Below are 5498 nucleotides of genomic sequence, written 5' to 3'. Positions count from 1 at the left end.
GTTTTTTGATTACGATCTCTTCGGGCGTCTCCACCCACGCTTCCCTGTTAACGAAAGTGCCGCGCTCACGGCAAATTTCCGTGAGGCAGGGGGCGATGATGAAATCTATCTCTCCCTCCGGGAACCTCAGCTTGACGAAGTGCGGCATCTCCACGTAGTCGCCCGTCATGGCCGCCGCCTCCTCGTTGAGGCGCGGCGAGAGCAGGGTGAGAAGTTGGGCGTCGGAAAGGAAGACGTCCACGTCCACGCTTTCCCTGTGGCGGAAGCGGAGGGCGACTACGGTGCCGCCGCCGAACGCCCATTCGTCTTCGGGTATGCCTGATGCGTCTATTATCCTGAAAGCCCTTCGGAACAGGTTATCAAGCACCGCCGAACATCTCCTCAAGTTCCGGGTTGGAATATGTCGCCTTCACGAACTTTTCATAGTACTTCAAAAGTTCTCCGTCCGCAATCCCGTGCTCTACCGCAAACCTAGCGACGTCCTGGAGTGGCAGATCCGTGAAGAAGTTGTATATCTGCACAGCAAACCTCTCCTCGAACCTTCCCTCTTTGATCATGCAGGCCAGGTCTTCGGCCCGCAGGAACTCCTGGGTCTGTGCGTTCAAAGTGGTCTCTATGCCGATCCGTCTCTCCCGCACCGCTGTCCCCTCCCTTCCAGACAATGGTACCACTTTGGGGAAAGCGGGATCAAGCCCGACTCACGCCTTCCCAAAAAGAAAAGGGCCGGGGGAAGGAAAACTCCCCCGGCGCTGACTCCGCCCGGCCTACTGCTGGCCAACTGCCACTATGTTCCCTTCCGGATACCACTCCACCTGCTTGCCGAAGGCCTCGCCCAGGAACCGCAGCGGTATCAGCGTCCTGCCGTTCACCACCTGCGGCGGCACGTCGAGGGTTACCGCGCGGTTGCCGAGCAGGGCCGTCCTATCGCCCACCCTCAGCGTGACCACGGTGCCGTTGTTCTCCACGGTTACGGTCTGGGTGGCGGGGTCCCACTTAACTTTATCGTCCGGCACGCCCAGGGCGTTGGCCACCCTGCGCAGCGGGATCATGGTGCGGCCGTCGATGACGGCGGGTTCGACGTCAAACTTGATCGGCTGGCCTTCGACGAACACGCTAACCTTCTCGGGCATGCCGACGCGGTGCCGCTCCCGCCAGATCTTGCCGAGTTGCTTGTACAGGCCCTTGCGGTTTTTCTCCAGCTTGAGGATCTGTAGCAGGATCTGCTCGGCCCTGTCGAGGTCGTTGGCTTGGAGCGCCGCGATCAGCTCTTCCCTCAGCTGGAGCACCTTCTGGGTAGCTTCCTCGCGGCCCTGGAGTTCGCGCAGCTTGCGGAGCAACGCCCACGCCTCGGCGTACCGCCCGGCGCTCACCGCCTCCTCCAGCTTGGCCCTGAGTTCGGCGATCTTCTGCTCGAGCTTTTCCTGCTTGTTCTGATCGCCGTATACTCTATCGGTCACGCTGGCATTGTCCCCGGTACCTTGCTGGGTTTGCTTGGTTTCCTGCACCTGCTGTGCCGCCTGCGGTTGCTGGGCACCGCTGGGCTCGTCGGCCCACGCCGGGACCAGGGACAGGAGCATTGTCGCCAGGCACGCCAGGGCGAACACACGGAAGAAGAAAGTCTTTGCGCTCTTCTGCACCTACCGTCACCCCCTTTCCAAAAAATTTTACCACACAAAAACAAACCCGCGGGTAGTGTACCCGCGGGCTTTGCTCTTTTGCCCCGGCCTATTTCCGCGTAACTAGCACGGGCCTCTCCGCCAGCTTCCCCGTAACGTAGAGCACCGACCTCTCCAGCACGCCGAAGTCGAAGGTTCCCCCCTCGTGGCAGGACTCCACGGTGACGGAGGCCGGGCCGAGGCCGAGCACGAAGCGCAGGACGTACTCCCCGAAGGGGTCGCCCGCCCTCAGCTCGGCGTGGGAAGTGACGGCGCCGTTCCTCAACGCCGCCGTGCTACCCGTCACGTGGATCCTCGCGGGCCGCAGCAGGGTTGCCTCGCCCGCCAGGGTCAGCCCGCGCAGGCAGTCCCCGGCCCAGAATACCCTGCCCTCCCGCACCACGAAGCCGAACATCCCGGCGAAGGCCCGCTCGTCCGGTAAGGACTCCACCCTGCCGACCTCCACCGCGGCCTCCCTCACGCAGGCCACGGCGTCCAGGAGGTGCTCCGTGTCCAGTAGCGCTCCGGTTCCGCAGGCGCGGCACAGGAAGAGCAGGTCGCGGGCGAACATCCCCGCCCGCACGAGGCGCCTGACGCCCGCTACCCTCCCGGGGTCCGCGGGGTCGCGCACGGGCTCCCGCGGCGGGGCGTTCTCCGCGTAGAGCGGCACGCCGGAGGAGGCGATTTTTCTCAGCCTGGAGGCCCTGTCCCACAGGAACTCCAGGAACCCGGGGCAGTCCCCCGCCTCCCCCCAGCGGGCCGTGCCGCCGTGCACCACGGCCCAGGCGGGCCGCACCTCCCGCAGCCACCGCGCGGCCTCCGCGGGGTCGGACTCTTCCGGCGGCGGCAGGTGGGCGGCAACGACGAACCCCGCCCTCCTGACTTCCTCTACCGCAGCCGCCGCGGCGTCCCACCCACCGGGGGACACCCTCACCTCGCCCCCCACTTCGGGCCACGCGCGCGACACCCTCTCCAGCAGTCCCAGGAACCGCCCCGCGCCCCTCTCGGGCCACACGGGTATGAGCAAAGTCAGCTCCCTCAACCGACCATCTCCTTTGCCCTGAGCTTGAGGAAAACTTTCACCAGGCGCGGGTCGAAGAGGCTCCCCGCGCCGTCCCGGACGCGCCGCAGGGCCTCCTCCCGCGGCAGGGGCCGCCGGTAGTGCCTGCCGGACACGGCGGCGTCCCACACGTCCGCCAGGGCCACGACCCTGGCCAGCAGGGGGATCTCCTCCCCCTTGAGGCCGTCCGGGTAGCCCGAGCCGTCCCACTTCTCGTGGTGGTGCCGCACGGCCTCGGCCACCGGGGCCAGGGCGGGGACGGCCCCCAGCACCTCCGCGCCCGCAGCGGCGTGCCCCTCCGCCAGCGGGCGCTCTCCCGCCCCCAGCGCCCCCTCCCTGCGGAGCAGGTTCGGGTGGACGGCCAGCTTGCCCACGTCGTGGAACTTTCCCGCCAGGCGGGCCATCTCCACCTGCTCCGGCGGCAGGCCCGCCGCCTCCGCCAGCGCCCGCGAGAGGCGGCCCACGCGCAGGCAGTGCGCCCGCAGGCCGGGTTCCGCCCTGTCCAGCAGGGGTAACAGCGCCGAGAAGAGGGCCTCGGCCTCGGCCGGGGAGAGGAAGTCGCCGAAGCGCGCCAGCGCGGTGGACAGTGCCAGGGAGAGGCTACCGCTCCTGGCCTTCCGCTCCCTCAGCCTGGCGTCCGCCGCGGCCAGGAGCTCCCCCGCGCTCCCCCCGTCGCCCGGGGAGGCCGCCGCGCCCCAACTGGCCCGCACCGCCCCGCAGGGGAGATCCGCCGCGGCCAAGCGAGGGTCTTCGGCCACCGCGCGGGCGAAACCCTCCGCCGCGGCCAGATCCGCCCCCGGTAGCAGGGCCGCGAACTCGTCGCCCCCCACGCGGCCCGCCAGCGTGCCGGGCACCTTCCCCGCGGCGGAGGACAGCGCGGCGGCGAACCTCTGTAGCACCTCATCGCCGGACGCGTGCCCGAGGCGGTCGTTGACCAACTTCAGGCTGTCGAGGTCAAAAAGCACCACCGCCACCCTCCCGCCGGACGCCAGTGCTTCCTCCAGGCGTCCGCGGAAGGCGCGCCCGTTGAGCAGGCCCGTGAGGGGGTCGAGCGAGGCCAGCCGCCGCAGGGCCTCCCTCTCGCGCTCGGCCAGGCGGTAGTGCCCCGGCGGCGGAGGCGCGCCCAGCAGGAGGCCCACGGCCAGCCGCGACACCGGGCTGAGGGGCAGTTCCAGGACGCGCTCTGGCGGTAGAACCTCCGCCGCGCCGTGCTCTTCTCCAAAGCGGGGCCAGGAGAGGGCGCAGGCCAGTAGCTCCTCCGGCGGCGGGGACGCGGCGAACTCGAACAGCGCCACGGCCTGCGCCTTGCCCGGCGCCAGCGCCAGGCCCCGGAAGGAAAGCTCGCCGTCCCCCGCGGCGAGGCCGACCTCCTCCCCCAACTCCCGCAGGGCGGCCGCCGCCAGCGGGTCGGGACCCGCCGCGTCTGCCGGGACTGCCGTGCCCGTCACGCTGGCCGTCCAGAGACCGCTCTGCACGGCCAGGTGCTCCCTCCTCTTCAGGGCCAGCACCCTACCCCCCGCGTGCACCAGCACGCTCACCGCCAGGGGTTTACCCGCGGCGTCCTCCCACGTGCCGGGCCGCCCGGAGGCTTCCCCGAGGTTGGCCTCGACCGCGAACCGCGCGAAGCAGGCCGGGGCCAGCACCAGTGCGGCGCGCCCGCCCGGCCCCACGGAGAGCCGCGAGAGGGCCAGGCAGTCCCCCGTAAGGCCGCCGAACTCGACCGCGACATCTAACTTCTTCAACGGCAGGTAGGAAACCAAGGTTCCCTCCCCCTCTCGTGCCTCGGGTTGGTAGCCACCTGCTGCAGGGCATTGAGCAGGGCCGCCACCAACAGGGCCTTTTCGGGCGGCTGCCCGAGTTCGGCGCGCACCAGCACGACCCCTTCTTCCGTGGCGGCGTAGCGGGGCGGCAGGTTGTTGAGGGCGAGGGCCAGCGCGTCCTCGACGCACCGCGGGCACATGCAGGCCCCCGGGTTTCTCTTGAGGAATTCTCCCAGTACTTCGGGCAAAAGTTCGCGGAGTGCGGTCTCCGTGCAGTTCCATAGCACGGTGATGGCGCCTCCTCTGACTTTGGCTATCTTTGACTATACTTGCTCCCCTGGAACGGGGAGGTATTGCCGGGATCCCGGGGTGCGATACCTGCCACTAGACCACATAGAAAATTCTCCGCAAACTCCCTCGCCTCCCGCCCGTCCACCACCCAGTAACTCACGCCGCCTGTCGTCTCCGCCCTGCCGGGCAAAGTAGCAGTTTCGACCGTCGGCACCCCCCTCGCCAAGGCGGCCCCAAGGAGGGCCAGCGCTTCGGTGGCGGGCAGGTCGGTGTCGCAACAGCGTAGCACCTCGGCCGCCACCAGCGGCAACCGCGGCAGGTTCTCCGGCCTCAGCGCCTGCGCGGCCAGGGCTTTCAGGAACTTCTGTTGCCTCTCCACGCGGCCGATGTCGCCCCTGCCGTCGCCCCGCCAGCGGGCGTACTGCAGGGCGTGCAGGCCGTCAAGTCTTTGCCGCCCGGCCCTGAGATCTATCTCCGAGAGCGCCCCCGCGGAAGAATCGTGGTGCCGCATGTCGCTCTCCACCTCCAGCTCGACGCCGCCGAGAAGGTCGACGGCGCGCACGAAACCCTCCCACCGGAAAGCGAGGTAGCGGTCCACTTCCACGCCCAGCAACCGGGAGACCGCCTCCCTGGCCAGTTCCGGCCCGCCCAGGGCGCAGGCGGAGTTGATCTTGTCTCTGCCGTGTCCGGGTATTTCCGCCAGCGTGTCCCGCGGCACGCTGAGTAGCCGCA

General features: G+C 69.0%; 7 protein-coding genes. All 7 read right to left on the bottom strand.

The annotated features are described in order from the left end of the window. On the bottom strand, nt 1–367 hold a 367-nt coding region (locus G454_RS19480; RefSeq protein WP_169719373.1), incomplete at its 3' end, for a nucleotidyl transferase AbiEii/AbiGii toxin family protein. After that, entirely contained in the window at nt 360–638 is a 279-nt protein-coding gene (locus tag G454_RS0114455; protein WP_027719164.1) for a hypothetical protein, read from the bottom strand. The genes G454_RS19480 and G454_RS0114455, both read right to left, overlap by 8 nt. Before the next feature lie 126 nt (nt 639–764). Beyond that, complete coding sequence (locus G454_RS0114450) at nt 765–1637, bottom strand: copper amine oxidase N-terminal domain-containing protein (protein ID WP_027719163.1); 873 nt, start codon at nt 1635–1637, stop codon at nt 765–767. Nucleotides 1638–1725: 88 nt separating this feature from the next. Next, entirely contained in the window at nt 1726–2697 is a 972-nt protein-coding gene (locus G454_RS0114445; RefSeq protein WP_027719162.1) for a hypothetical protein, read from the bottom strand. Further along, a complete protein-coding gene (locus tag G454_RS20575; protein WP_051276504.1) occupies nt 2694–4475 on the bottom strand; it encodes an HD domain-containing phosphohydrolase in 1782 nt (593 codons plus the stop codon). Before G454_RS20575 ends, G454_RS0114445 begins: the two co-directional genes overlap by 4 nt. Then, nucleotides 4454–4762 carry a late competence development ComFB family protein gene (locus tag G454_RS0114430; RefSeq protein ID WP_027719161.1) on the bottom strand — a complete coding sequence of 103 codons (309 nt, stop codon included), beginning with the start codon at nt 4760–4762 and terminating at the stop codon, nt 4454–4456. Before G454_RS0114430 ends, G454_RS20575 begins: the two co-directional genes overlap by 22 nt. Nucleotides 4763–4788: 26 nt before the next feature. Further along, nucleotides 4789–5498: LCP family protein (locus G454_RS19470; protein ID WP_169719372.1), on the bottom strand; the 710-nt coding region annotated here is incomplete at its 5' end.

Source organism: Desulfovirgula thermocuniculi DSM 16036, assembly GCF_000429345.1.
In the GTDB taxonomy this organism is placed as follows: Bacteria; Bacillota; Desulfotomaculia; order Desulfotomaculales; family Desulfovirgulaceae; genus Desulfovirgula; species Desulfovirgula thermocuniculi.
The sequence above is the reverse complement of the archived record's forward strand: the minus strand, read 5'-3'. Positions and strand labels throughout refer to the sequence as shown.